The organism is Bradyrhizobium sp. 44 (assembly GCF_023073095.1).
Classification (GTDB): Bacteria; Pseudomonadota; Alphaproteobacteria; order Rhizobiales; family Xanthobacteraceae; genus Bradyrhizobium.
On sequence record NZ_JADPIY010000014.1, the window covers coordinates 909,301 to 935,055 of the forward strand.

The following is a 25,755-nucleotide window of genomic DNA, read 5'->3' on the forward strand; positions in this document are numbered from 1 at the left end:
GTCACGGGCGCCGCGAGCGTTGGCTTACTGCACGCGGGGCAGCACTTCGAACTGGTGGAAGGGCGGCGGCGAGGGCAGCGTCCACTCCAGCGTGGTCGCACCTGCACCCCACGGATTGTCGCCAGCCGGCACCTTCTTCGCGAAGGCGTCGATCACGCAATAGAGGAAGATCAGCACGCCGAAGCCGGAGATGTAGGAGCCGACCGACGAGACCAGGTTCCAGCCCGCGAACGCGTCGGGATAATCGACATAGCGCCGCGGCATGCCCGACAGACCGAGGAAGTGCTGCGGGAAGAACACCAGGTTCACGCCGATGAAGGTGACCCAGAAGTGCGCCTTGGCGAGCCCTTCATTGTACATGTAGCCCGACATCTTCGGGAACCAGTAGTACCAGCCGGCGAAGATTCCGAACACCGCGCCGAGTGAGAGCACGTAGTGGAAGTGCGCGACGACGTAGTAGGTCTCCTGCAGCACGCGGTCGACGCCGGCATTCGCCAGCACCACGCCAGTGACGCCGCCGACGGTGAACAGGAAGATGAACCCCACCGCCCAGATCATCGGCGCGCGGAACTCGATCGAGCCGCCCCACATCGTGGCGATCCACGAGAAGATCTTCACGCCGGTCGGGACCGCGATGACCATCGTGGCGGCGACGAAATAGGCCTGCGTCGCCGAGGACATGCCGACCGTGTACATGTGGTGCGCCCACACCACGAAGCCGATGCCGCCGATCGCGACCATGGCGTAGGCCATGCCGAGATAGCCGAACACGGGCTTACGCGAGAAGGTCGAGACGATCTGGCTGACCATGCCGAAGGCGGGCAGGATCAGGATGTACACTTCGGGGTGACCGAAGAACCAGAACAGATGCTGGAACAGCACGGGATCGCCGCCGCCTTCGGGGTTGAAGAACGTCGTGCCGAAATTGCGGTCAGTGAGCAGCATCGTGATCGCACCGGCGAGCACCGGCAGCGACAACAGCAGCAGGAACACCGTCACCAGGATCGACCACACGAACAGCGGCATCTTGTGCAGGGTCATGCCCGGCGCGCGCATGTTGAAGATGGTGGTGATGAAGTTGATGGCGCCGAGGATCGACGAGGCGCCCGCCAGATGCAGCGACAGGATCGCGAAGTCGACGGCCGGGCCCGGATGGCCCGAACTCGACAGCGGCGCGTACATGGTCCAGCCGGCGCCGACGCCGTTGGCGCCCGGCTCGCCCTCGACGAAGGTCGACATCAGCAGGAGCGCGAACGACGCCGGCAGCAGCCAGAACGAGATGTTGTTCATGCGCGGGAACGCCATGTCGGGCGCGCCGATCATCAGCGGCACGAACCAGTTGCCGAAGCCGCCGATCATCGCAGGCATGACCATGAAGAAGATCATGATCAGACCATGGGAGGTCACGAACACATTGTAGGTGTGCGTCTCGTGGAAGATCTGCACGCCCGGATACATCAGCTCGGCACGGATCGCGATCGACATCGCGGCGCCGATGACGCCGGCGATGACCGCGAAGATCAGGTACATCGTGCCGATGTCCTTGTGGTTGGTCGAATAGACGTAGCGCCGCCATCCGGTCGGATGGGCGTGCTCGTCATGTCCGTGGTCTTGCGCGTGATCGCCGTGTGCCGCTGCGCTCGTTGCCATTTTCTAATCCTGCCTTGCGTCCCGATCGGACCTCTGGAGGTCTCGCCTTATGTCGCTTTCAGTTTCCTCGAACCCTTCGCCCGGCGCTTACTGCGTCGGGCCGGCCGTGGAGGCGTAGGTGCTGGTGCCGCCGCTCGCGTATTTCTTCTTCGCGGTCTCGACCCAGGAGGCGAACTCCTGGTCGCTCACCACGCGGATAGCGATCGGCATGAAGGCGTGGTCCTTGCCGCACAATTCCGAGCACTGGCCGTAGAACATGCCGGTCTTGGTGGCCTTGAACCAGGTCTCGTTGAGCCGGCCCGGAATGGCGTCGATCTTGACGCCAAAGGCCGGCAGCGCAAAGGCATGAATCACGTCGGCGCCGGTGACCTGAACCCGGACCACCTTGTTGACGGGCACCACCATCTCGTTGTCGACGCCGAGCAGACGGGGCTGCTTGTCCTGGGCCATCAGCGAGTCGAACTCGAACTTGCCGTTATCCGGATAGGCGTAGGACCAGTACCACTGCTTGCCGGTCGCCTTGATGGTCAGATCCGCTTTCGGCACGTCGAGCTCGAGGAACAGGAGGCGGAACGACGGCACCGAGATACCGACCAGAATCAGCACCGGAACGAGCGTCCATGCCACCTCGATCAGCGTGTTGTGCGTGGTCCGCGACGGCACAGGATTGGCTCTCGCGTTGAACTTCACGACCACGATCACGAGCAGCGCCAGAACGAACAGCGTGATCAGCGTGATCAGCACGAACAGGAAATTGTGGAACCAGACGATGTTGTCCATCACCGGGGACGCGGACTGCTGAAGAGTCCACTCCCACGCAGCCGGTTGCCCGAGCTCGGCAAATGCCGCGCCGCCCGTCGCCAGCGTCAGACCCGCCACGGCCAATCCCAGCAAGTGCCGGCCCACCGGGCCCATCGACATCTTCATGCCGTTCGCGCTCCCCTAACGAAATCACCCCAAGTGCATTCCCCTATTTTCGGGAAACGCTTTATTCGATCCCCCCGTCTGACAAACCGCCGCGCAAGAATACCTCTAAGAGGAATTGGGGCCAGATCGCTAGAACGCCGAAATCAAGCCTCTCAAACCATAATTCTTGATCTATCGCAATGCAGTCTTGAGCCTCGTCTGTCAGCCATCACCCGCAAGATATTTCCTAGTAACATCAGACAAAATTACCATTTCCCGGGATGCTGCGGCTTGACAGCGGAATTGCCCGCGGTAGGCACTGGCAGACAGCCGCACAGGAACCTGATTCGTGCGGGCGACGGCGGCCGTGGCGGCGTGGAATTTGCTTGCGAATCGCCTTCAAGACGCCGTCATTCCCGTATCAGTCCGCCCGGCGCGAGCGACCCAGGCGAGCAGAGGGACCGACCCGATGGGGTTTTCGAGATCCATGGCAAGGCGAGCTAAAAGCCAGGCTGGCAGCCTCACGATGCTGATTGCCCTGCTGGCGGCGGTCGTCGTCCTGGCGCTTCCGGGCCTCGCCCATGCGCAGGGCGCGGTGCGCTCCGTCCATGGCGACTGGCAGATCCGCTGCGACACCCCGCCGGGCGCCCAGTCCGAGCAATGCGCCCTGATCCAGAGCGTGGTGGCCGAAGACCGCTCCAACGCCGGCCTGACCGTGATCGTTCTCAAGACCGCCGACCAGAAGAGCCGCCTGATGCGGGTGGTCGCCCCCCTCGGCGTTCTCCTGCCCTCCGGCCTCGGCCTCAAGCTCGACAACCAGGATGTCGGCCGCGCCGGCTTCGTCCGCTGCCTGCCCAATGGCTGCGTCGCCGAGGTCGTGATGGACGACAAGCTGCTCGGCCAGCTCCGCACCGCCAAGACCGCGACCTTCATCATCTTCGAGACCCCGGAAGAAGGCATCGGCTTCCCGCTCAGCCTGAACGGGCTCGGCGAGGGATATGATAAGCTGCCGTAGGGCGAAGGGCGGTTAGGCCCGCGAATCCTATTGTTTCCGTAATGTGAGACTTGGCGCCCTCGCGGAACTGCCGGGAAACCATTATCTTGCCTCACATCCCCCGATAATGGACGGACGCATGACCAACCCTGCCACAACCTCCCTGCTCGACCGCGCCAATCTCGACCGCGACCAGGTTCGCAACGAGCTCGCGCGCGGGCTTGCCGGTGCCGACGACGGCGAATTGTTCCTGGAATACAGCCAGACCGAAGCGCTGATGTTCGACAATGGACGGCTGAAGCAGGCGACCTACGACACCTCGCAGGGCTTTGGCCTGCGCGCCGTCAAGGACGACGCCGTCGGCTACGCGCATTCCTCCGACGTGTCGCTGCCGGCGCTGATTCGCGCTGCGGACGCGGTCGCGGCGGTGCGCGGTGGTTATTCCGGCAGCTTCGCCGCGCCTCCAGCGCATACCAACGTGCGGCTTTATAGTGACGACAATCCGCTCGATGCCCCCGGCTTCGAGACCAAGGTCAAGCTGCTCGCCGAGATTGACGCCTATCTGCGCGACAAGGATCCGCGAGTGCGGCAGGTCAGCGTCAGCCTGGGCGCGACCTGGCAGGTGGTCGATATCCTGCGGCCCGACGGCGAGAGCTATCGCGACATCCGCCCGCTCGTGCGCGTCAACGTCTCCGTCGTCGCCGGTCAGGGCGACCGCCAGGAGAGCGGCAGCAAGGGCTATGGCGGCCGCGCCGGCTACGCCGAATTCATCGAAAGCAAGAATTGGCGCGACGCCGCCGATGGCGCGCTGCGCGAGGCCCTGGTCAATCTGGAATCGGTTCCCGCCCCCGCCGGCGAGATGGACGTCGTGCTCGGGGCCGGCTGGCCCGGCGTAATGCTGCATGAGGCGGTCGGCCATGGCCTCGAAGGTGACTTCAACCGCAAGAAGACGTCTGCGTTTGCCGGCCTGATGGGTCAGCAGGTCGCGGCCAAGGGCGTCACCGTGGTCGACGACGGCACCATTGCCTCGCGCCGCGGCTCGCTGTCGATCGACGACGAGGGCACGCCGACCAACCGCACCGTGCTGATCGAGGACGGCGTCCTGGTCGGCTACATGCAGGACCGTCAGAACGCGCGCCTGATGAACATGAAACCGACCGGCAACGGCCGCCGCCAGGGCTATGCCCATGTGCCGATGCCGCGCATGACCAACACCTACATGCTCGCGGGCGACCGTGATCCGGCCGAGATCCTCGCCTCGGTGAAGAACGGCGTCTTCGCCGCGAATTTCGGCGGCGGCCAGGTCGACATCACCTCGGGCAAATACGTGTTTCAGTGCACCGAGGCTTACAAGATCGAGAACGGCAAGATCGGTGCGCCCCTGAAGGGCGCCATGCTGATCGGCAACGGGCCGACCGACCTGCATCGCATCCGCATGATCGGCAACGACCTCGCGCTCGATACCGGCATCGGCACCTGCGGCAAGAACGGTCAGGGCGTGCCGGTCGGCGTCGGCCAGCCGTCGCTGTTGATGGAACGCATTACGGTGGGTGGAACAGGCGGATGAGCGTCGAGAAGATAACTGTCACCACCAAGCGGAAGAGCAGCGGCTGGGGCGGCCAGCTCGTGCAGCTCGCAGGCATCGTCGCGGCGGTGTTCATCGCCAAGGGTGCGCTGGCCGAGCCGTTCTACGTGCCGTCGGGGTCGATGGAGCCGACACTGTTGATCGGCGACGCCTTGATCGCCTCGAAATTCCCCTACGGCTACGGCACCTCGTCGCTGCCGATCCAGATCAACCTGCCCGAGAGCGGCCGCGTGTTCGCGGAGACACCGAAGCAGGGCGACGTCGTGGTCTTCCGCTGGCCCGGCGACCGCTCGCAGGCCTGGGTCAAGCGCGTCGTGGGTCTGCCCGGCGACCGCATCCAGCTGCGCCAGGGCCAGCTCTTCGTCAACGACCGCCCCGCCGAGCTGAAGCCGGACGGCGTTGGCGCCGCCGAGGACGACAATGGCGGCAGCGAACCCGCCTATCGCTATGTCGAGACACTGCCGAACGGCGTCTCGCATTTGATCTTCAAGATGCGCGACAACGGTCCGCTCGACAATACGCAGGAAGTGACGGTGCCGGCTGGCCATCTCTTCGTGCTCGGCGACAACCGCGACAACTCCGCCGACAGCCGCGTGCCCTTGCGCTCCGGCGGCGTCGGCATGCTGCCGATCGACAATCTGGTCGGCCGCGCGGATGCCGTGCTCGGATCCTGGGATCTCGGCATCCGGGGCCAGCCGGTGTGGACCTGGCTGTCCGGATTTCGCATGGCACGGTTTTTCACCGCCGTGCATTGAAGGCCGGAATGTCTTCACTCCTCTCCCGCACGCGGGAGAGGGAGCGCAACAGTAATGATCCGCGACGAATTTCTGGCTCTCGCCCTGCGAAATCCGTTCAACGCAGCGATCCTCGATGAAATCCATCGTCTCGCAGTGCCGGATGCGTGGCTCGTCGCGGGTTGCCTGGTGCAGACGGTGTGGAACGTGCTCACGGGCCGCCCGATCGATCACGGCATCGTCGATTATGACGTGTTCTATTTCGATTCCGACACCGCATGGGAGGCGGAAGACGCGGTGATCCGCAAGCTGCACGCGCCGCTCGCGCATCTCGGCGCCAAGGTCGAAATCCGCAACCAGGCGCGCGTGCACGTTTGGTATCCCGGCAAGCACGGTCTGCCCTATCCGCCCTTGATGCGCGCGACCGACGGTATCGACCGCTTCCTCACGGAGAATACGCAGGTGGGCATCCGCCCTGCCGGCGGGGATTTCGACGTCTACGCGCCGCACGGGTTCGACGACGTCGCGAAGCTGATCGTGCGACCCAATCGGGCGCCGAATTTTTCCGCCGCCAATTACGCGGCGAAGGCGGCACGCTGGAAGACGCTGTGGCCCGAGATCACGGTGATCGCGGCCGAGTGAGGTGTCGCTTTACCCTCCTCGTCATTGCGAGGAGCGAAGCGACGAAGCAACCCAGACTGCCGCCGCGGAAGCAATTCTCGAGTGCTTCGCTACGCTCGCAATGACGGTGGTGAGAGCTGCATGCTACCGCACCACGCCCGACGTGAACCCCGCCTTCCGCCGCGGCGGCTTGATTTCCTTTTTCAGGAAGCAGCGCGCTTCGCGTCCGGTGTAGCCCGGGCGGGCATAGGTGAAGGCGCGGCATTTGTTGTCGGCGGTGCAGGCGGCCTTGCAGGCTTCTTCGCCTTCGCCGTCCTTCATCTCGAAATTGCGCAAATCGCCGCCGGGGCGGTCGATCGAGGTCTCCACGCCTTCGACACGCGGCTCGATCACGCCGGCACCGCGCACACCGGAGATGCAGCAGCTTCCCGGCACGCGCGCAGGCACCGTGTTCTTCAGCCAGCACACCGCCGAGCCGCCTTCGACGTCAGGATAGCTGAAGCTCCACGAGCGGCAACGGCGGTCGCGCTCGCACAGCAGTGCGCAATCCTCGGGATCGCCCGACGTGACGGGGGTGCTGAAATAGTCTCCGCCTGGCCGATCGAACGCCGTCTGCGCGCGCGCAGGCCAGCTCGCAAACGCGAGCGAAAGCAGCGCGGCGCAGGCCACGACGCTTGCCAGGACCCTTGCCATGACGGCCAGGCGGCCCTTCCCCATCGGAACAGCTTTCGAGTTATTGACGACGCTCGGGTTTTTCAGCCGGCCATTTGATCGCCGCAAACCTGTACGGGCGATGAACGGCTCGAGTCCCGACCGTTGGGACCTTGGTCTAGAACGCGTATTCCGCGTACGCCGGTTCCACCGAGCCGTTCCACGGGCCCTTGAACTTGTCGAGCATCTCCTCAGCTGGCGTGCGGCCGGAATCGATGATGCGGTCAAGCGGCTCCAGATGCCTGGTCTCGTCGCGGCCGAGCTGGTCGATCCGGCCGCGCCGGCGCAAGCCGGCATGTGCCAAAGCGAGGCACTCCTTGGCGATCTCGAACAGATAGCGGTCCTTGATCCGCGACTTGAACCCGAAGCGCGGCACGTCGTCGCGCAGGGCCTGACGCTCATGCGCGTTCCACTGCTTTACCAAGTCCCAGGCGGCATCCAGCGACACATCGTCGTAGAGCAGCCCGGCCCAGAACGCCGATAGCGCCGGCAGTCGGCCCCACGGGCCACCATCAGAGCCGCGCATCTCGAGATAGCGCTTGAGCCGCACCTCCGGGAAAATCGTCGAAAGATGGTTGGCCCAATCCGACAACGTCGGACGTTCCCCGGGCAAATTGTTGTTGCGGCCATCGAAGAAGGCGCGGAACGAGGAGCCCGAGACGTCGATGTAGTCCTCGTCGCGTTTGACGAAATACATGGGCACGTCGAGCGCGTAGTCGACATAGCGCTCGAAGCCCATGCCATCCTCGAATGCCCAAGGCATCATGCCGGCACGCGCGTTGTCGGTGTCGCGCCAGATCTCGGACCGGAAGGAGAGGAAGCCATTCGGCTTGCCCTCGGTAAACGGCGAGTTGGCGAACAAGGCGGTTGCGGCTGGCTGGAGCGCGAGCGAGACACGCAGCTTCTTGACCATGTCGGCTTCGGAGGAGAAGTCGAGATTGGTCTGGACCGTGCATGTCCGGTACATCATGTCGAGGCCGTACTGGCCGACCTTCGGCATGTAATTGGTCATGATCTTGTAGCGGCCCTTGGGCATCACCGGGATGTCGGCGCGCGACCAGGACGGCGTCATGCCGAGCCCGAGAAAGCCGATGCCGAGCGGCGTCGCGATCTCGCGCACCTGCGCCAGATGCGCCATCAGCTCACTCTGGGTCTGGTGCACGTTCTCGACCGGGGCGCCCGAAAGCTCGAACTGCCCGCCGGGCTCCAGCGAAATCGCGCCGCCGCCGGTGACGTCGTAGAGGCCGATGATGTTGCCCTTCTCCATGATCGGCTCCCAGCCGAGCAGGAGTTTCATGCCTTCGAGCAGCGCGCCGATACCGCGCGGGCCTTCGTAGGGCACCGGGCGGTGGCCTTCGAGCGTGAACGGCGTCTTCTCATGCTCGGTGCCCATGCGGAATTCGGACGGGTCCTTGCAGCCTTCCTCGAACCACTTGACGAGCTCGTCACGCGATTGCAACGGCGTCATATCGATCTGGTCTCGCGCCATATCAGACTCTAATCAAAAGCGCTTCGATCGAACGCGCGTGGGTGACAGGGATGGTCCGCGCAGCCACCGGCTGCACGGACGAGCTGGTGTGCCGCGCGCTCATCGCGACGGCGTGGTTTCGTTGACGTGGGCAGGCGGCAGTTTCATCTCGCCGCACGAGCAGCCGAGACGGTCGAGCAGACCGCTGAGCTTCACGGCATCCGCATCGGACAGTTTCGAACCGACATATTTCTCGATTGCGGCCGAATAGGCGCCCCACATCCGCTTCTGCAATTCGCGGCCGGCTTCCGTGATCTCCACGAATTGGCCGCGCTTGTCGATCTTGCATTCACGCCGCGAGGCGAGGCCTTCGTCGACCAGACGGTCGATCAGCCGCGATGTCGAATATTGCGGGATCAGCATCTGCCGTTCGAGTTCGACCGGCCGGAGCTCGCCCGAGGGCGCCCGTGACAGTTCGAGCAGCGCGTCATACCATGCCAGCGGCGGGAAGCCGGCCTTCTTCAGGTCCTGCTCGACGCAATTGAGCACACGGCTCTGCACCCGCATCAAGCGGATCCAGGCGGAAGTCGCCTCGGTCGATGGTTTGCGTTTCATGGTCCCGCTCAAGCTCGTCGCCCGTCTCTTACCCTATTCGATGCACCTGCATCAATCTTGACTATTTCAAGCAGATGCATGTAGTCGTTCTTTCGCCTGAACCAAGCAACAAGAGGAGGAAATTCCATGAAATTGTACTATTCGCCCGGTGCCTGCTCGCTATCCCCCCATATCGCGCTCCTGGAGGCCGGCCTGCCCTATGAACTGGTCAAGGTCGATATCCGGGCCAAGAAGCTCGAAAACGGTGAGGATTATCTGAAGCTGAACCCCAAGGGCCAGGTCCCTGCGCTGGGCCTCGATAGCGGAGAGATCGTGACCGAAGGCCCGGTGATTGTCCAGATGATCGCCGATCAGGCCTCAGCCAAGGCGCTGGCGCCGGCCCACGGCAGCGCCGAGCGCTACAAGCTGCTCGAATGGCTGAACTTCCTCACCTCGGAGGTCCACAAGAGCTTCGGCCCGATGTTCGCGCCGGCCCTAAACGACGAGGCCAAGGCCTTCTTCAAGGACCGCGTCATGGGCAAGCTGAAATACATCGACAGCCAGCTCGCCGGCCGCGACTACCTCATGGGCAAGCAGTTCACGGTGGCCGACGGCTATCTCTTCACGATGCTGACCTGGGGCGACCGGATGAAGTTCGACCTCTCGGCGATGCCGAACCTTGCCGCGTACAAGACCCGCGTCGCGGCGCGGCCGCAGGTGCAGGAAGCGATGAAGAAGGAAGGGCTGATTCAGGCTGCCTGAGGCGCAGATGCGAAAGGCCGGATCGAGATCCGGCCTTTCGTATTTTTCATCCCGGCTAGGGGTTCAGAGAATCACGCGGCCGCCTTCTTCGGCGCGAAGCGGCCGTAGAAGGTTTCTCCCTTCGCGGCCATCTCCTCGAGGAGCTTCGGCGGGGTGAAGCGCGAGCCGTATTTCGCTTCCAGCTTGTGGCAAAGCTCGACGAACTTCTTGGGACCCATGAAGTCGATGTAGGACAGCGTGCCACCGGTGAACGGCGCGAAGCCGAAGCCGAGGATCGAGCCAACATCCGCTTCGCGCGGATCGGTGATGACGTGGTCCTCCACCGTGCGCGCGGCCTCCACCGCCTGCACCACCAGGAAGCGCTGCTTCAGCTCCTCGACGTCGAGGGTATCAGGGTCGAGCTGCTTGGGTTGCAGCGCGGACAAGCCCGGCCACAGGCTCTTCTGACCCTTGCCCTTCTCGGGGTAGTCGTAAAAACCCTTGCTGTTCTTGCGGCCCAGTCGGCCCTGCTTCTCGACCATTTCCACCATCAGCTTCTTCTGGTCGGGATTGATGGCGTTGGGGCCGAGGTCGGCTTCCGTCGCCTTCATGATCTTGAGCCCGAGGTCGAGCGCAACCTCGTCCGACAGCGAGAGCGGGCCGACCGGCATGCCGGCCATCTTGGCGCAGTTCTCGATCATCGCCGGCGGCACGCCTTCGAGGAACATCTCGTTGCCTTCGGCGACGTAGCGGCCGACGCAGCGATTGGCGAAGAAGCCTCTGGAGTCGTTGACGACGATCGGCGTCTTGCCGATCTGCCGGACGTAATCGAGCGCGGTCGCGATCGCGAGATCACCGGTGTTCTTGCCTTGGATGATCTCGACCAGCATCATCTTCTCGACGGGCGAGAAGAAGTGGATGCCGACAAACCTGCCCTGGTCCTTGAAGGATTCCGCCAGCGAGGTGATCGGAAGCGTCGAGGTGTTGGACGCGAAGATCACGTCCGGCTTCATGTGCTCCTGCGCCTTTGCAAAGGTATCAGCCTTGACCTTGCGGTCCTCGAACACGGCCTCGATGACGAGATCGACGTCCTTCAGCGCGGAATAGTCCGCGGTCGGCGTGATGCGGGCGAGCAGCGCTTCTGCGTCACCGGGCTTGGCGCGGCCCTTCTTGATCTGCTCCTCGATCACCTTTTGCGCATGCGCCTTGCCCTTGTCGGCGCTCTCCTGGTCGCGATCGATCAGGACGACGTCGAGGCCGGCACGGGCCGAGACATAGCCGACGCTCGCGCCCATGAAGCCGGCGCCGATCACGGCGATCTTCTTCACCTTGGTCGGCGGCACATCCTTCGGACGGCGCGCACCCTTGTTCAATTCCTGCATCGACAGGAACAGGCTGCGGATCATCGCGGCTGCTTCCTTCGAGCGCAGCACCGAGGTGAAGTAGCGCGATTCCACGCGCAATGCGGCGTCGATCGGCAGCTGCAGGCCCTCATAGACGCAGCTCATGATCGCGCGCGCGGCCGGATAATTGTCGTAGGTCTCACGGCGATAGATCGCGTTGCCGGCCGGGAACATCATCATGCCGGCCTTGGAGAACACCGGGCCGCCCGGCAGCTTGAATCCCTTCTCGTCCCAGGGCGCGACGGCCTTGCCGCCGCCCTTGATCCAGTCCTTTGCCGCCTTAATGAGATCGGCGGCGGGAACGACGGCGTGAATCAGATTCAGCGCCTTGGCTTTCTCGATCGTGACCGGATCGCCCTTGAGCAGGATCGTCATCGCGTCCTGAGGCGGCACCAGGCGCGGCACGCGCTGCGTGCCGCCGGCGCCCGGGAACAGGCCAACCTTGACCTCGGGCAGGCCGAGGCGGGTCTTGGGATTCTCCGCCGCCACGCGATAGTGGCAGCACAGCGTGATCTCGAAACCGCCGCCGAGCGCGAGGCCGTTGATCGCCGCCGCCCACGGCTTGCCGGAGGTCTCGATCGAGCGCAGCACCTGCGAGAAGCGTCGGCTCTGCTCGAACAGCATCTGGTTCGCGGCGGTCTCGCCCTGCTCCCCAAACACTTTTGCGTAGGCCTGGTTCATGCCCTCGAGCATGGACAGGTCCGCGCCGGCGCAGAACGCCTCCTTTGCAGAGGTGATGACGACGCCCTTCACCGCAGCATCCGCCGTGGTTGCCTTGACGATCGCGTCGAGCTCATTGGTCGAGGTCTCGTCGAGCACGTTCATCGAACGGCTCGGGATGTCCCAGGTGACCAGCGCGATGCCGTCGGAATCGGTCTCAACCTTGAAGTTCTTGTAAGCCATGCTGGTTGCTCCCTACCCTTAGACGCGTTCGATGATGGTCGCGGTGCCCATGCCGCCGCCGATGCACAGCGTCACCAGTGCGGTCGCCTTGTTGGTGCGCTCGAGTTCGTCGAGCACGGTCCCGAGGATCATGGCACCGGTCGCGCCGAGCGGATGGCCGAGCGCGATCGCACCGCCATTGACGTTGATCTTGGCGTTGTCGATGTCGAAGGCCTGGATGTAGCGCAGCACGACGGAGGCAAAGGCTTCGTTGAGCTCGAACAGGTCGATGTCCGACTTCTTCATGCCGGAGCGCGCAAACAGCTTTTCGGTGACGTCGACCGGACCGGTCAGCATCATCGCGGGCTCAGAGCCGATATTGGCGAAGGCGCGGATTCTCGCGCGCGGCTTCAGGCCGTACTTGCCGCCGGCTTCCTTGCTGCCGAGCAGGACCGCGCCGGCTCCATCGACGATGCCCGACGAATTGCCGGCGTGGTGCACGTAATTGACGCGTTCGATTTCCGGATGCGACTGCACCGCGACGCCGTCGAAGCCGCCCATCTGTGCCATCATCGTGAACGCCGGCTGCAGCTGCGCCAGCGACTGCATCGTCGTCGAAGGACGCATATGCTCGTCCTTGGCGAGGATGGTGAGGCCGTTGATGTCCTTCACCGGGACGACCGACTTGTCGAAGCGGCCTTCATCCCAGGACTTCGCCGCACGCTGTTGGCTCTGCACCGCATAGGCATCGACGTCGTCACGCGAGAAGCCGTATTTGGTCGCGATCAGATCGGCCGAGACACCTTGCGGCATGAAATAGGCCGGCACTGCCATCGACGGGTCCATCGGCCAGGCGCCGCCGGAGGCGCCGATGCCGACGCGGCTCATCGATTCGGCGCCGCCGCCGATCACGAGCTCGTGCTGGCCGCTCATCACCTGGGCTGCGGCAAAATTCACGGCGTCGAGGCCGGAGGCGCAGAAGCGGCTGATCTGCACGCCCGGTACCGCTTCGCCGAGGCCCGCCTTCAGCGCGGCGAAGCGCGCAATGTCGGAGCCGGCTTCGCCGACCGGATCGACCACGCCGAGAATGACGTCATCGACGGAATCTTCCGGCAGGTTGTTGCGGTCCTTGAGCGCCTTGAGCGGCACGGTCGCGAGCGCGAGCGCGGTGACTTCATGCAGCGCGCCGTCCGCCTTGCCGCGGCCGCGCGGGGTGCGGACGTGGTCGTAAATGAATGCCTCAGGCATAACGCCCTCCTGATGTGATGATCTTCTGGTCTTGATCGGGTCGCAGCGAAAGCGGCTTCAGAACGCTTCCGCCGGCAGTTCCATGATGGTCGCGCAGCCGGCCTGGATGCGCGCGAGATTGGCGGCGGTCTCCGGCAGCATCCGCTCCATGAAGAAGCGGCCGGTGACGAGCTTGGTCGAGAGATAGGGGGTCGTGCCGCTCTCGGCAATCTTGGCTTGCGTCACCTTCGCCATCTTCGCCCACATGTAGCCGAGCGCAACGAACCCGAAGAGATTCAGGTAATCGGTCGCGGCGGCGCCGGCATTGTCGGGCTTGGCCATCGCGTTCTGCATCAGCCACGTCGTGGCCTGCTGGAGATGGCCGAGCGAAGCCGAGAGCGGGGTAACGTAGGGCTTCATCGCCTCGTCGCCGCCGTTCTCCTTGGCGAAGGCCATGACCTCGCCGAACAACGCCATGATGGCGCGGCCGCCGTCGCGCGGCAGTTTGCGGCCGACGAGGTCGAGCGCCTGGATGCCGTTGGCGCCTTCGTAGATCATGGCGATGCGGGCATCGCGCACGAACTGCTCCATGCCCTGCTCGGCGATGTAGCCGTGGCCGCCATACATCTGCTGCGCCTGCACCGCATTGGCGAAGCCGTAGTCGGTGAGGAAGCCCTTCAGCACCGGCGTCATCAGGCCCATGTGATCGTCGGCGGCCTGGCGGTCCTTGGGATCCTCGGAGCGATGGGCGACGTCGCTCTTCAGCGCGGTCCACATCACGAAGGCGCGCGCGGCCTCGTTGAAGGCGCGGATCGACAGCAGCGTGCGGCGCACGTCGGGATGGACGATGATCGGATCGGCCGGCTTGTCGGGCGCCTTGGCACCGGTGAGCGAACGGCCCTGGATGCGATCGCGGGCATAGGCAACCGCGTTCTGATAGGCCACTTCCGATTGCGCGAGACCCTGCACGGCGACGCCGAGGCGGGCCTCGTTCATCATCACGAACATGCCCTGCATGCCCTTGTTCTCTTCACCGATCAGCCAGCCCACGGCGTTGTCGTAGTTCATCACGCAGGTGGAATTGCCGTGGATGCCCATCTTGTGCTCGATCGAGCCGCAGACCACGCCATTGCGTGCGCCGACCGAGCCATCGGCATTGACGAGGAATTTCGGCACCACGAACAGCGACACGCCCTTGATGCCGGCGGGCGCGCCCTCGACGCGGGCGAGCACGAGGTGGATGATGTTGGGGGCGAGGTCATGCTCACCGGCCGAAATGAAGATCTTGGTGCCCGTGATCTTGAAGCTGCCGTCGGCCTGCCGCACGGCCTTGGTGCGGAGCATGCCGAGATCGGTGCCGCAATGCGGCTCGGTCAGGTTCATGGTGCCGGTCCACTCGCCCGCCACCATCTTCGGCACGTAGGTCTGCTTCTGCTCCGGCGTGCCGTGGACGATCAGCGCCGCGGTCGCGCCCATGGTGAGGCCGCCATACATCGAGAACGCCATGTTGGCGGAGATCTGGAATTCGTTGACCGCCTGGCTCAGCGTCACCGGCAGACCCTGGCCGCCGAACTCGGTCGGCGCCGACAGGCCGAGCCAGCCGCCCTCGGCGACCTGCTTGAACGCGTCCTTGAAGCCCTTCGGCGTGGTGACGCTGCCGTCATCGGCGCGCTTGCAGCCCTCGAGATCGCCGATGCGGTTGAGCGGCTGCAGCACCTCTTCGGCGAGCTTGGCAGCTTCGCCGAGAATGGCTTCGCGCACGTCGCTCGACGCATCGGAGAAGCCGGCCAGATTGTCGTAGCGGTCGATCTGGAAGACGTCGTTGAGCAGGAAGTTCACGTCTTCGACGGGGGCTTTGTAGATCGGCATGGTGGTCTCCCGGCAGGCCTTGAAGTGATGATGCTGGTTTAGGATTGGGCGGCGGCCAACTGCTCCGCCATCAGACGATGCAGCATGTTGATGGCCTTGAGCGGCCGCACCATCACCTTGAAATGCGTGATGCGGCCCTCGCCGTCGAAACTGATGATGTCGACGCCATTGATCTCGATGCCGTCGATCATGGTCTTGAATTCGAGCACGGCGCCGCTCTCACTCTTCCATTCGCCGACATAAGTGAAGCCGGGACCGCCAAGCACCTTCTCGGCGCTGGCCAGATATTTGAAGGTGATGTCGCGGCCGCGCTGCGGCGCGTGCACGACGGGGCTTTCGAAGACGGCGTCGGGATGGAGCAGATCCCACAGCGCTGCCCGGTCATGCGACTTCATGTAGCCGTACCAGGAATCGAGGCCGGTCATTCAGGTGCCTCCCTAAAGGCAAAGCAACTAAGGCTTCGGCAAAAACGGGAAAACAACCCCATGCACAGTAGCGCGAAGGTTGATTCCATTGAGGTTTTCGGGGCGGTTTCTGCCCTCGTTTTTGGGTCGCCTCATATGCACATTGACGCATATGCGCCGATGCGCATAAAGTCAAGCCAATTGGTTAAGGTCGAGAACAGGAGGACCGGGTCATGGCTTTAGGCGACGCAATCCTCGCATGCCTGACGGAACGTCCGATGACGGGCTACGAGCTCGCCAAGACATTTGATTCCTCGATCGGCTTCTTCTGGAAGGCCGACCACCAGCAGATCTACCGCGAGCTCTCCAAGCTGCGCGACCGCGGCTACATCCAGGGCCGCGAGGTCGTGCAGACAGGCAAGCCCAATAAGCTGATCTATACGCTGACTCCGGAGGGCCGAACAGCGCTGCGGCACTGGGCCGCGCGGCCAAGCACGCCCCCCTCCATCAAGGACGACCTCCTGGTGCGGCTGCATGCGCTGGACAGTATCGGCCTCGAGCCGATGCGCACCGACCTGATGGCCCGGCTCGAGCACCACCGCGATCGCCACGAGAACTACGAGCGCATCCTGAAGAAGCGCTTTCCGGAAGGGGCAGCCTCCGGCGTGCTCGACCTCGGTAACCTGCTGCTGCTTCAGCTCGGAGCGCGGCATGAGCAGATGGTCGCCGACTTCTGTGAAGAGGCGCTGGAGGCCCTGTCTGCGATGAGCGCAAGCGGCACCGTGGTGGCGTTGGAGGACGGCAAGCGCGAGGGCAAGGGCTGAGGTGTCTCTGCTTCGTCATGGCCGGGCTTTTGTGCAAGCCACCCGCACCCCGCCGCCCAACTTTAAGACACCGTCAACGGGTTCCTTAACCCGTTATTTACCGTAACAGACAAAAGTCGGTTTTCGAGGCAGACGACCCGCGCCAAATCCGATTGTCTTTGCAACCGGCACGCGAGGGAAGACTGGAGGCGCCGGGTGGGGCGCCGGAGTCGGAACCGGACAGAGTCATGAATTCGCGCGTATCGTGGAGTGTTGACGGCATCGATCCATCCGTCCGGGAGCGGGCCGAAGCTGCTGCGCGTCGCGCCGGAATGTCACTCAACGATTGGCTGAACTCCACGCTCGGCGAGACCGCCCCGCCGAACTTTCGCGGACTTTACGACCAGCGTCCGCAAGCCCAGCACGTTCCGAGTCAACTGCCGAGTCACGTGCCGAGCCAGGAAAGCCGCGAAGTCGCCGACATCCACCAGCGGCTCGACGCCATCACCCAGCAGATCGAACGGATTTCAAAGCCGGCGCCGCGCCAAGATTCTTCGCGCCAAGATCCTTCGCGGCAAGACACTCCGCGACCAGACGTTTCGCGCGAGCAGGGCGTTGCGCGCCAGCTCAACGACGCGATCTCACGGCTCGATGCAAGGCTGTCGCAAATTTCGAAGCCGCAGCAGGCTCCGGCACCGCGACAGGCCCCCGTTGAAACGCGCCAGCGCCAGGCCGATGCGGTCGAGCGCGCGGCAGCGCAGGTCTATCGCAGCTCACCGCCCCTGAGCCCCGCTTCGTTCGACGTCGCGGTCGCCGAGATCACGGCACGGCAGAGCGAGCTCGACGGCTTTACGCCCAGGCAGATGCCGCCGCGCGCCGCGCCCTCGATCGCGCCTGCGGCAGCTCCTTACGCGCCCGCCGCGCCGCCTGCCTACGCTCCGCCGCCACCGCAGCCGGGGCCGGATTTCTCTGCGCTCGAGCGCCATCTGCTCAAGATCACGAGCCAGATCGAATCGCTGCAGCGCCCTGACAATACCGAGCAGGCGATCAACACGTTCCGCAGCGAGCTTGCGGAGATCCGCAACGCCATCACCGAGGCAATGCCGCGCCGCGCGATCGAATCGATCGAGAACGAGATCCGCTCGCTGCATCGGCGCATCGACGAGACCCGCTCCAACGGCACCGACGGTCAGGTCCTGTCCGGCATCGAGCACGCGCTGTCCGAGATCAAGCAGGTGCTCCGCACGCTGACCCCGGCCGAGCAGCTCACCGGCTATGACGAGGCGATCCGCAATCTCGGCGCCAAGCTCGATCTGATCCTGCGCGCCAATGACGATCCCTCGACGGTCCGCCAGCTCGAAGGCGCGATCTCGGCGCTGCGCGGCATCGTCTCCAACGTCGCCTCCAACGAAGCGCTGGCACGGCTCTCGGACGACGTGCAGCTGCTGTCGTCCAAGGTCGACCAGGTCACCCGTGCGTCCGGCCAAGGCGACAGTTTTGCGGTGCTGGAGCAGCGCATCGCGGCGCTCACCGCCGCTCTGGAAACGCGCGAGCGCCCTCAGCCATCCGAGAGCAGCGAGCAGCTCGAAAGCGCGATCCGCGCCCTGTCCGACCGTTTCGATCGCATGCAGGTCGGCAACGACTCGGCTTCGACCTTTGCTCATCTTGAACAGCGGGTCTCGTATCTGCTGGAGCGGCTCGAGGCCGCCGCCGATCCGCGCAACGGCAATTTCAGCCGCGTCGAGGACGGGCTGCACGACATCCTGCGCCACCTGGAGCGGCAGCAGGCGACCTATTCCGCGCTGGCCGAGAGCCGCAACTCCACGCCGCCTGCCGATTCCGGCATGGTCGATCTCGTCAAGCGCGAGCTCTCCGACATCCGCTTCAGCCAGGCCGAGACCAACCGGACCACCCAGGATTCGCTGGAGGCCGTCCACAACGCCCTTGGCCACGTCGTCGATCGTCTCTCGATGATCGAGGGCGATCTTCGCAATGTGCGCACCGCGCCGCCCGCCCCTGCGCCGCAGCCGATGCCGATGCCGATGGCCGCTCCCATGGAGCCAGCGCCGATGGCGCGCGAGCCGCGGCCGCAGCCACAGCAGCATCCGAAATACGATCCGAAGCCCGAGCTGCCCAATCCTGCCGCCGCGCAGGCGGCGCACGCCGCCTTCGCCGCCGCCCCGCGCGAATTCCATGCCGCCGCGCCGGCAGCGCCGCCGCCGATGCCGATGGCGCCGCCGCTTCCACCACGCGCGATCAGCGAAATCCTGGAGCCGCATACGGCGCCCACGCGCGCCGCGCTTGCGCCCGAACTGCCGCCGGATCATCCGCTCGAGCCGGGCACAAGGCCGGGTGCACGCATCGCCACGCCGTCGGAGCGCATTGCCGCGTCCGAAAGCGCGATCAGCGAAATCCCGGCCGCGCCCAAGGAGCCGGTGTCGTCGTCGAGCTTCATCGCGGCCGCGCGCCGCGCAGCGCAAGCCGCCGCCGCGCAGCCACCCGAGAAAACAGGCCGGGCCGCCAAGGCGTCTGCCGGCGGCGCAAAGGACAAGGGTAAGGCCAGCGATAAGGATGGCGGTTCGACCATCACCTCGAAGATCCGCTCGCTGCTGGTCGGCGCGAGCGTGGTCGTGATCGTGCTCGGCACCTTCAAGATGGCGATGAACCTGCTCGATGGCAGCAGCTCGTCACCGTCGCCGCAGGCGATGGAGAATTCGTCGCCCGCACCCGCGCCGCAGGCACCGCCGCCGGTCGAGAACAAGCCCGCCACGCCCGAGCAGGTCACGCCGTCAATGACCTCGCCGACCCCGATCGGCCGGCAATCCCAGAACAATGCCGCGCCTGCTGCCGCCAATTCTGGCAACTCGGCCTCGGTCGAAATTCCGCTGGTGCCTGCCGCAGCGCCGCAGCCGGCCTCCAGCGACGTCACCGGCGCGCTGTCGGGCACGAGCCGCGCGAAACTCGCGATGATCCAGGTGCCGCCGACCGAAAAGCTGCCTGACGGCATCGGTGGCCCCGGCTTGCGTACCGCCGCGATGAAGGGCGATGCGACCGCGGCCTACGAGATCGGCGTGCGCTTTGCCGAGGGCAAGGGCGTGGCTGCAAACTATGAAGAAGCCGCCAAATGGTACGACCGCGCGGCGCAGGCCGGCGTCGTACCCGCGACCTTCCGCCTCGGGACACTCTACGAAAAAGGTCTCGGCGTGAAGAAGGACGCCGACATCGCCCGCCGCTACTACACGCAGGCGGCCGAGCGCGGCAACGCCAAGGCGATGCACAATCTCGCGGTGCTCGACGCCGATGGCGGCGGACGCGGCGCCAACTACAAGAGCGCGGCACTGTGGTTCCGCAAGGCCGCCGACCGCGGCGTCGCCGACAGCCAGTTCAACCTCGGCATCCTCTATGCCCGCGGCATCGGGGTGGAGCAGAACCTCGCCGAGTCCTACAAATGGTTCACCCTCGCCGCCGCCCAGGGCGATGCGGACGCAGCAACCAAGCGCGATGATGTTGCCAAGCGGCTCGACCCGCAATCGCTCGCCGCCGCCAAGCTCGCGATCCAGACCTTCAGCGCCGAGCCGCAGCCCGACGACGCCGTCAATGTTGCGGCCCCGAACGGCGGCTGGGACAGCGCGCCGCAGGCCAACGCGAAGCCTGCGCCGAAGCCGGTTGCCGCCAAGCGCGCGGCGTCGGCGGTGCATTGAGAGGGGTCACTCAACCGTCTCTGACGAAAATCTGGACTGGTCGTCCTGGCGAAAGCCAGGACCCATTACCACAAGCGATCGTTGTTGGAGGACGGTGTGGCCACAGCCTGCCGCGATAACTACCAGTCGGGATAATGGGTCCTGGCTTTCGCCAGGACGACATTGGAGGAGCCACGGCTTCCTCGATCGCCCTCCTCACCCCCATTCACCACGCCCGAAATTCCTGGTCCCGCCCGCCGCCGAATTCCGCTATTGAGGGACGCGGCAATCGTTCTGCCCTCCTGCGAGCATTCCGCCCAACCGATCCGTCTCGCGGGAAGCGTGGTCTCTCGATGCAGCTCTATCTCCCGATCGCCGATCTTCCGGTCAACGTCTTCCTCGTGCTGGCGATGGGCGCCGCGGTCGGCTTCGTCTCCGGCATGTTCGGAATCGGCGGCGGCTTCCTGATGACGCCGCTTTTGATCTTCATCGGCATCACGCCGGCGGTCGCGGTCGCCTCCGTCGCGAGCCACATCGCAGCCTCGTCCTTTTCCGGCGCGCTTGCCTATTGGCGGCGCCGCGCGATCGACCCCGCGCTGGCGAGCGTGCTGTTGTGCGGCGGCGTCACCGGGACGGCGCTCGGCGTGTGGACCTTCACGCAGCTGCGCGCGCTCGGCCAGCTCGATCTGATGATCGCACTGTCCTACGTCGTGCTGCTCACCACCGTCGGCAGCCTGATGTTCTCCGAAGGCCTGCGTGCCCTGATGCGGACCCGGCGCGGCGCGCTGGCGCCACGACGCACGCATAGCTGGATTCATGGCCTGCCGCTGAAGATGCGGTTCAAGCGCTCCAAGATCTACCTCTCGGTCATTCCGGTCGTGATCGTCGGCATCCTGATCGGCTTCATCGGCGCCATCATGGGCATCGGCGGCGGCTTCATCCTGGTGCCGATCATGATCTACCTGCTTCGGGTGCCGACCTCGACGGTGATCGGCACCTCGATGGTCCTGACGCTGGTCACGATGCTGTTTGCGACCCTGCTGCATGCCGTGACCAACCACCTGGTCGACGCCGTGCTGGCGCTGATCCTGATGGTCGGCGGCGTCACCGGTGCGCAGTTCGGCGCACGCGCCGGCCAGAAGATCCGCGGCGAGCAGCTGCGGCTGCTGCTCGGCCTGCTGATCCTCTCGGTCGGCGTTCGCTTCGCCATCGAGCTGGTGATCCGGCCCGAGGACCTCTTCACCATCCGCGAGCTGGGGGTGAACGGATGATGCGCGCAGCTCTCGCAGTCCTGCTCGTTCTGCTGCTCGGCTCCGCCGCGCGCGCCGAGCGGCTGATCGTGTCGGTCTCCAACCATCGCGTCACGGTGACGCCAAACTATTCCGGCGAGGAGCTGGTACTGTTCGGCTCGGTTGAGAAGGACGCCTCCACGGGCGCCGACCGCAAGACCTACGATCTCGTCGTCACCGTGATGGGCCCGCGCGCCGACATGGTGACGCGGCGCAAGGAGCGTACCTTCGGGATCTGGATCAACACCGACTACCGTCAGTTCCTGGCGGTGCCGAGCTATCTTGCGCTGTTCGCCAACCGCTCCTTCGATGTCATCACCTCGCCCGAGATCGCGCGGCGCCAGCAGATCGGGCTCAACAACGTGCTGCTGACCCAACGGGTCAGCGGCGACTATGCCGACGTGGTGCCGAACGACGCGTTCCGCTCCGCCTTCATCCGCCTGCGCACCCAGCGCGGTCTCTACCGCGAGGATCCGAGCGCGGTGACGTTCCTGACGCCAACGTTGTTTCGCACCGGCATTCCACTGCCGGCGGAGGTGCCGATTGGCACCTATGAGGTCGAGATCAAGCTGTTCGCCGACGGCGCGTTCATCGGCAAGACCGAGACCGCGTTCGAGATCGTCAAGGTCGGCTTCGAGCAATTCGTCGCAACCACCGCGCGGCAGAACGGGCTGATCTACGGCCTCGTCACCGCGGCGATGGCGCTGATGACGGGGTGGATGGCGTCGATCGTGTTTCGGAAGGATTAGCCGCATACGCTCGTCATTGCGAGCGCAGCGAAGCAATCCAGACTGTCGCAGCGGAGGGATTCTGGATTGCTTCGCTGCGCTCGCAATGACGGCTGTGGTGCTGACTACGGCGCCTGCACCACCGTCGGCACGCCGGGCTCGAGCAACCGCAGCCGCGTCCCGAAACCCAGCACATCAAATGTCTTGCGCAGATCCTCGCTGTTCTGGCGGAAATGCGCCCAACCCTCCGTATGAACCGGCACGATCATCGCATCGGGGAAGGCGCGTGCGGTCTCGATGGTGTCGTTGGTGTCCATGGTGAGATGGAACGGCCCGCGCGTTTGCGCGGCGCCGGCGAAAGGCATCACCACGCCGCATTTGAAGCGGCGCGCGACCTCGGCGACGCCGTCGAACCAGGTGGTGTCGCCGCTGATGTAGACCGATGTGGTGTCGGTCCGGCTCGACGTCACCACGAAGCCGATGACATCGCCTGACAGCGGCTCGATGCCGGCCGGGCCGTGACGCGCCGGGGTCGCGGTGATCGTCAGCGAGTTGCCGTCACGATCTTTCAGCTGCGCCGTGCCCCACGGCGCCAAACCTTCGACATGCCCACCGAGGCGCTGCGCGCCGGCCTCGGTCGTCAGCACGTGCTTCACATGTTTGAGAAAGTCGCGGCCGGAATTGTCGAGATTGTCCGAGTGCTGGTCGTGGCTGAGCAGGACCGCATCGATCGGGCCGATTGCGTCTGCCTTCAGCGCGGGTCCAATCGTCTTCTCCAGCTTCACGTGCGGCAGTTGATAGGCGCCCGGCGCATCGAAGGTCGGATCAGTGAGCAGGCGAAAGCCATCGATCTCGATCAGCGCAGTGGGACCGCCGATCAGGGTGATGGAAATGGGCATGATGGACTCCTGTTACGAGACGGATTTGGCGGGCCGCGTCACCAGGTAGATGCCGAGTGCGACCGGAATGATTCCGAGCAGATCGCGCGCCTCGACGTGCTCGCCGAGCACGAGATACGCAAACAGCATGCCGAGCGGCGGCATCAGGAAATGATAGGCACTGGCAGCCGTCGCGCCACACACTTTCAGGAGATGAAACCAGAGCCAGTACGCCAGGATCGAGCCACCGAGCACGAGGAAAGCAAAGGCGCCGATCAGGCCCGGCGTGAAGTCGATGGCATGAACATCGGCGAAGGTCAGCGCCACCGGCGTCAGGACGATGCCGGCGGCGAGATTCTGCACGCCATTGCCGATCCACAACGAACCTTTTGGCGCGAGCAGCTTGAACAGGATGGTGCCGGCGACGAGGGAGGCAAGCGAGGCCAGCGTGAACACGATGCCGTGCAGCGAGTCGGTGCCGACCGACAGGCGGTGCCAGACGATCAAGGTCACGCCGATGATGCCGAGCAGGAGGCCGCTCGCCTTGCGCCACGTCATGCCTTCGCCGAGCAGAAGCGCGGCGAGGCCGGCCGTGAACACCGGATTGGCCGACACGATCAGGCCGCCGAGGCCGGCCGAAACCGACTGCAGGCCGGTGTAGCCAAGCCCGAGATAGAGCGCGTTGTTGGCGACGCCGAGCACGGCGAAGATCGCGGCATCGCGCCACGACAGCGACCAGTCATCGCCGCGAACGAGCGTGGCGCCAAGGATCAGGATGCCGGCCAGCGAGAAGCGCGCGGCGAGCAGGATCAGCGGCGGGCAATGGGTGACGCCGATCTTGCCGGCGACGAAGGCGTAGCTCCAGAGCAGGCAGAACAGGCCGATCGCAAGCGGCAGCGTGTTGAAGCGACTGCGGGGAACGGAGATCGAAGGGGCGAGCGACATGAGGGACATTCTCCTAGCCCTCGATCTAGAGGGCCCGCTTGCCATTTGGAAATTAAATGATTAACTACCGATCAGTGGATTTTCGAATGGAGGCCGTCCATGCTCGATCTGGAGCTCCTGCGCAGCTTCGTCTCGGTGGTCGATGCCGGCGGCTTCACCCGCGCCGGCGAGCGCGTCCATCGGACGCAATCGACCGTCAGCCAGCAGATCAAGCGGCTGGAGGAGGATGTCGGCCAGGTGCTGCTGCATCGCGACGGCAAGGACGTGCGCCCCACCGAAGCCGGCGAACGATTGCTGTCCTATGCGCGGCGGTTGTTGTCGCTTGCGGAGGAGGCACGCGACGTGCTGCGCCAGCCCGACGGCGAAGGCGCGATCCGGCTCGGCATTCCCGAGGATTTTGCCGCGTATCGGCTGGCGAAGCTGCTTGGCGCCTTCTCGCGCTCGCATCCGGGCCTGCGGCTCGATGTGCGCGCCGATCAGAGCAAGCATCTGGCGCGCGATCTCGATCGCGGCGAACTGGATCTGGCGCTGTTCAAGCGCGCGGCCGGTGAGAAGGGCGCCATTGCGGTGTGGCCGGAGCAGGTGCACTGGGTCACCAGCAAGAGCCATCCGATCCATGCCGATGTCGCCTCCGTGCCGCTGATCGGCTTTCCGCTCGGCTGCCTCTACCGCGCCGGCGCCATCCACGCGCTGGAAAGCGCGGGCCGCATTTGGCACATGTCCTATACGTCATCGAGCCTCGCCGGCATCCAGGCCGCGGTCGCCGCCGGCATGGGCTTGAGCATCCTGTCGGAGATGGCGATCCAGTCCGACCATCGCGTGCTGACCGCAAAGGACGGCTTTGCGCCAATCAATCGGACGGAAGTCGCGTTGATGGCCGCGCCGGGCGCGAGCCCCGCAACGCTGCGGCTGGCGGATCGGCTGGCGGAGTTCTGCGACGATGTGCAGGTGAAGGCGGCTTAGCTGCACCTTGACGCGGCAATCGCGTGCACGCGGCGGTCGCCGAGCAAATGCGCGACGAAACCGTTCTTTGGAAAGATCTTTGCAAACGCCTCGTCGCGGATGCTGAGGCCGCCGGCATAGGCGCCGAAGGCGGGCATCACGGCGCGCATCCCGTCACAGGCGAAACAGCGGCGCTCCATCGAACGGCCGCGCGCGGAGACGCGGGCCTTGGGATGGAGATGGCCGGCGATCTCGCCGCCCGCGCCGGTCGGCTCGTGGCGGAAGGTGATCGCACCGATCGCGACTTCGGCTGCGACGGTGCCGCCGAGATCACGCGGCAGCGCCGGATCGTGATTGCCTGAGATCCAGATCCAGTCCCGACCGGCCTGCAAGGCGGCGACCGCGTCGCGATCCTCCGCCGACAGCCGTCCATGCGCGGTGCGATCGTGAAAACTGTCGCCGAGCGCAATGACGATTCGCGGATCATGGCGGGAGATGACAGCAGCGAGACGACTGAGCGTCGCGATGGTGTCGTAAGGCGGCAGCAGCACGCCGCGCATGGCGAAGCTGGAACCTTTTTCCAGATGCAGATCGGAGACGACGAGCAGGCGCTGCTCTTCCCAGAACAGCGCGCCGGAAAGATCGGCCGCGAACGTCACGCTGCTGATGCTGACATTCGAAACGCGCATGTCCTCGATATC

Annotated in this window: 22 protein-coding genes; 10 read left to right on the forward strand and 12 right to left on the reverse strand. The window is 65.0% G+C overall.

Annotated features, from left to right (window positions below; translation table 11 throughout):
• Positions 1–24: 24 nt before the first annotated feature.
• Both ctaD and coxB read right to left on the reverse strand, forming a co-directional pair.
• Complete coding sequence (gene ctaD, locus IVB41_RS15155; RefSeq protein WP_007605061.1) at positions 25–1,650, reverse strand: cytochrome c oxidase subunit I; 1,626 nt, start codon at positions 1,648–1,650, stop codon at positions 25–27.
• Positions 1,651–1,737: 87 nt separating this feature from the next.
• Positions 1,738–2,577, reverse strand: a complete 840-nt coding sequence (gene coxB / locus IVB41_RS15160) for a cytochrome c oxidase subunit II (RefSeq protein WP_247362964.1) — start codon at positions 2,575–2,577, stop codon at positions 1,738–1,740.
• A gap of 448 nt (positions 2,578–3,025) precedes the next feature.
• On the opposite strand from coxB, the gene IVB41_RS15165 reads away from it, so the two are divergent.
• The 4 genes from IVB41_RS15165 (at position 3,026) to IVB41_RS15180 (ending at position 6,511) form a co-directional block, all read left to right on the forward strand.
• On the forward strand, positions 3,026–3,571 hold the full coding sequence (locus tag IVB41_RS15165) for an invasion associated locus B family protein (protein ID WP_247283155.1): 546 nt from the start codon (positions 3,026–3,028) through the stop codon (positions 3,569–3,571).
• 118 nt (positions 3,572–3,689) lie between these two features.
• Positions 3,690–5,117 (forward strand): metalloprotease TldD, encoded by a 1,428-nt coding sequence (gene tldD, locus IVB41_RS15170; RefSeq protein ID WP_247432317.1) that lies wholly within the window; start codon positions 3,690–3,692, stop codon positions 5,115–5,117.
• Positions 5,114–5,890 carry a signal peptidase I gene (gene lepB / locus IVB41_RS15175; RefSeq protein ID WP_018460010.1) on the forward strand — a complete coding sequence of 259 codons (777 nt, stop codon included), beginning with the start codon at positions 5,114–5,116 and terminating at the stop codon, positions 5,888–5,890. The genes tldD and lepB overlap by 4 nt, the downstream gene beginning before the upstream one ends.
• Before the next feature lie 54 nt (positions 5,891–5,944).
• A complete protein-coding gene (locus tag IVB41_RS15180) occupies positions 5,945–6,511 on the forward strand; it encodes a nucleotidyltransferase family protein (RefSeq protein ID WP_247432321.1) in 567 nt (188 codons plus the stop codon).
• Between the two features lie 123 nt (positions 6,512–6,634).
• Here the strand turns inward: IVB41_RS15180 and IVB41_RS15185 are convergent, their stop codons facing one another.
• The 3 genes from IVB41_RS15185 to IVB41_RS15195 all read right to left on the reverse strand — a co-directional run bounded on the left by IVB41_RS15185 (position 6,635) and on the right by IVB41_RS15195 (position 9,284).
• Positions 6,635–7,207: a PAN domain-containing protein gene (locus tag IVB41_RS15185; RefSeq protein ID WP_247432324.1), complete on the reverse strand. Its 573-nt coding sequence runs from the start codon at positions 7,205–7,207 to the stop codon at positions 6,635–6,637.
• A 112-nt stretch (positions 7,208–7,319) separates the two neighbouring features.
• Complete coding sequence (locus IVB41_RS15190; RefSeq protein WP_027570027.1) at positions 7,320–8,690, reverse strand: glutamate--cysteine ligase; 1,371 nt, start codon at positions 8,688–8,690, stop codon at positions 7,320–7,322.
• Between the two features lie 99 nt (positions 8,691–8,789).
• Positions 8,790–9,284 (reverse strand): MarR family winged helix-turn-helix transcriptional regulator, encoded by a 495-nt coding sequence (locus tag IVB41_RS15195; protein ID WP_027570026.1) that lies wholly within the window; start codon positions 9,282–9,284, stop codon positions 8,790–8,792.
• Between the two features lie 126 nt (positions 9,285–9,410).
• On the opposite strand from IVB41_RS15195, the gene gstA reads away from it, so the two are divergent.
• Positions 9,411–10,025, forward strand: a complete 615-nt coding sequence (gstA, locus tag IVB41_RS15200) for a glutathione transferase GstA (protein ID WP_007605052.1) — start codon at positions 9,411–9,413, stop codon at positions 10,023–10,025.
• Between the two features lie 71 nt (positions 10,026–10,096).
• Here the strand turns inward: gstA and IVB41_RS15205 are convergent, their stop codons facing one another.
• From IVB41_RS15205 to IVB41_RS15220, 4 genes are read right to left on the reverse strand one after another with little or no spacing between them, the layout of a single operon-like run.
• Entirely contained in the window at positions 10,097–12,310 is a 2,214-nt protein-coding gene (locus IVB41_RS15205) for an FAD-dependent oxidoreductase (RefSeq protein WP_247432327.1), read from the reverse strand.
• A gap of 18 nt (positions 12,311–12,328) precedes the next feature.
• The gene (locus tag IVB41_RS15210) at positions 12,329–13,537 is read right to left on the reverse strand and encodes an acetyl-CoA C-acetyltransferase (RefSeq protein WP_027570024.1); all 1,209 of its coding nucleotides are present in this window, start codon (positions 13,535–13,537) and stop codon (positions 12,329–12,331) included.
• A 57-nt stretch (positions 13,538–13,594) separates the two neighbouring features.
• Entirely contained in the window at positions 13,595–15,385 is a 1,791-nt protein-coding gene (locus IVB41_RS15215; RefSeq protein WP_247432331.1) for an acyl-CoA dehydrogenase C-terminal domain-containing protein, read from the reverse strand.
• 38 nt (positions 15,386–15,423) lie between these two features.
• Positions 15,424–15,810: a nuclear transport factor 2 family protein gene (locus tag IVB41_RS15220; RefSeq protein ID WP_027570022.1), complete on the reverse strand. Its 387-nt coding sequence runs from the start codon at positions 15,808–15,810 to the stop codon at positions 15,424–15,426.
• A gap of 212 nt (positions 15,811–16,022) precedes the next feature.
• On the opposite strand from IVB41_RS15220, the gene IVB41_RS15225 reads away from it, so the two are divergent.
• The 4 genes from IVB41_RS15225 (at position 16,023) to IVB41_RS15240 (ending at position 22,310) form a co-directional block, all read left to right on the forward strand.
• Entirely contained in the window at positions 16,023–16,613 is a 591-nt protein-coding gene (locus IVB41_RS15225; RefSeq protein WP_027570021.1) for a PadR family transcriptional regulator, read from the forward strand.
• A 227-nt stretch (positions 16,614–16,840) separates the two neighbouring features.
• Positions 16,841–20,293: a tetratricopeptide repeat protein gene (locus tag IVB41_RS15230; protein WP_247432335.1), complete on the forward strand. Its 3,453-nt coding sequence runs from the start codon at positions 16,841–16,843 to the stop codon at positions 20,291–20,293.
• 332 nt (positions 20,294–20,625) lie between these two features.
• Entirely contained in the window at positions 20,626–21,543 is a 918-nt protein-coding gene (locus tag IVB41_RS15235; RefSeq protein ID WP_247432338.1) for a sulfite exporter TauE/SafE family protein, read from the forward strand.
• Complete coding sequence (locus IVB41_RS15240) at positions 21,540–22,310, forward strand: TIGR02186 family protein (RefSeq protein WP_247432341.1); 771 nt, start codon at positions 21,540–21,542, stop codon at positions 22,308–22,310. Before IVB41_RS15235 ends, IVB41_RS15240 begins: the two co-directional genes overlap by 4 nt.
• 104 nt (positions 22,311–22,414) lie before the next feature.
• Here IVB41_RS15240 and IVB41_RS15245 read toward each other — a convergent pair whose 3' ends face one another.
• Complete coding sequence (locus IVB41_RS15245) at positions 22,415–23,188, reverse strand: MBL fold metallo-hydrolase (protein WP_247362981.1); 774 nt, start codon at positions 23,186–23,188, stop codon at positions 22,415–22,417.
• Between the two features lie 12 nt (positions 23,189–23,200).
• Positions 23,201–24,112 carry a DMT family transporter gene (locus IVB41_RS15250; protein WP_247432344.1) on the reverse strand — a complete coding sequence of 304 codons (912 nt, stop codon included), beginning with the start codon at positions 24,110–24,112 and terminating at the stop codon, positions 23,201–23,203.
• Between the two features lie 99 nt (positions 24,113–24,211).
• Between IVB41_RS15250 and IVB41_RS15255 the strand changes: the two genes are divergently transcribed.
• Positions 24,212–25,075 carry a LysR family transcriptional regulator gene (locus tag IVB41_RS15255; protein WP_247432347.1) on the forward strand — a complete coding sequence of 288 codons (864 nt, stop codon included), beginning with the start codon at positions 24,212–24,214 and terminating at the stop codon, positions 25,073–25,075.
• On the opposite strand, the gene pdeM is transcribed toward IVB41_RS15255, so the two are convergent.
• Positions 25,072–25,743 carry a ligase-associated DNA damage response endonuclease PdeM gene (gene pdeM, locus IVB41_RS15260; protein ID WP_247432349.1) on the reverse strand — a complete coding sequence of 224 codons (672 nt, stop codon included), beginning with the start codon at positions 25,741–25,743 and terminating at the stop codon, positions 25,072–25,074. The two genes, IVB41_RS15255 and pdeM, sit on opposite strands and share 4 nt — an antisense overlap.
• Between the last annotated feature and the right edge of the window lie 12 nt (positions 25,744–25,755).